This is a genomic window from Blastococcus atacamensis, assembly GCF_002938425.1.
In the GTDB taxonomy this organism is placed as follows: Bacteria; Actinomycetota; Actinomycetes; order Mycobacteriales; family Geodermatophilaceae; genus Blastococcus; species Blastococcus atacamensis.
This window is the reverse complement of sequence record NZ_POQU01000162.1, coordinates 1-1,256: the sequence shown is the minus strand read 5'-3', so window position 1 is coordinate 1,256 and position 1,256 is coordinate 1. Positions and strand designations below refer to the sequence as shown.

Below are 1,256 nucleotides of genomic sequence, written 5' to 3'. Positions count from 1 at the left end.
TGGTTGTAGCTGAGTCATCATCTTATTATGTCTTTAGTCTGTTCTGCAACGACTAAGCATGAGTATAAGTGTCATCCTACTCCGCGACTTACGAGTCGCCCCGCTCCCGTACCCCCGTCCGCGCCCGCCGCCGAGCCGGCTCCGGCCAGGCCGCAGGCCCCGGCAGCTGCCGCCGGTCGCAAGGAGTACGTGCGCCCGTCGCAGCGCAGCGAGGCCCCCGCGCAGCGCGCGCAGCCCCCGGCGCCGTCCGCGCCGGCGCCGGCCGCCGACTGGCCCGAGACCGCGCGCCCGGGGGAGAAGCCGCGCCCCGCCGCCGCTCCGGCCGCCGACTGGCCGGAGACCGCGAAGCCCGGCAGCCGCCCGGCACCCGCGCAGCCCACGCCGTCCCGGGAGCGGGCTCCGGCCGCCCAGGCGCCGGTGCGGCAGCCGCGGGTCGCTCCCGGCGAGCCGGACATCCCCCTCCCTCCGGAGCCCACCGACGACGAGGACTGGCCGCACTCCGCGCAGCCGGCCGCGGTGCGGGCCGCCGCCGAGCGGGTCGAGCAGCCCCGCCCGGCCGCCGCCCCGCCCCGGGCGGCCGCGGAGTCGTCCCCGGCGCCCCGCGGGGGTGAGCCGACGCCGATGGTGTCCGCCAACCCGCCCGACGCCGCCGGCGCCGACGACGGCGAGCTCAGCACCGCCGACGTCCGCCGGGTGTGGCCCGAGCTCCTCGCCGTCGTCAAGAAGCACAAGCGCACGACCGAGGCGCTGCTGAAGAACGCCCAGGTGCACCAGCTGGCCAACGGCGTCCTGACCCTCTCCACCTCCTCGCCGGCGCTCGCGCGACGCCTGGGCGACGACCTGAACAAGGACGTTCTCCGGGAGGCGCTCAACGAGCTGCTCGGGGTGCGGTGGCGCGTGGACGCCGTCGTGGAAGGCGCCGGCGGGGGCGGTGCCGCAGCCGGGCCCACGGTCACTCCCGAGGTGGCGCGCGAGGCGGCGCGGCAGGCCGAGGCCGCCGAGGCCAGCGAGCTCATGGCCGAGCGGGCCGCCGAGGTCTCCTCGGGTGGGGACCGTGAGCCCGCGCCCGCGGTCGACCCGGAGCAGGCGGCGCTGCAGCTCCTGCGGGCCCAGCTGGGTGCGCGCCCCGTGGACAGCTGAGGAAGGACCCCCTGCCCCCCACCCCTGTCTATTCTACAAATCTGACGCTTCCGACCCAGCAAATCTTGTAGATTTTGTTAGGCTTCGTTCTGATTACACAACTCAATATCACAAAA

1 protein-coding gene is annotated in these 1,256 nt (G+C 74.6%); it reads left to right on the top strand.

All coding sequences use genetic code 11. The features are described 5' to 3' along the window. Window positions 1-189 precede the first annotated feature (189 nt). On the top strand, window positions 190-1,140 hold the full coding sequence (locus tag C5508_RS19205; protein ID WP_198598198.1) for a hypothetical protein: 951 nt from the start codon (window positions 190-192) through the stop codon (window positions 1,138-1,140). Window positions 1,141-1,256: the final 116 nt, after the last annotated feature.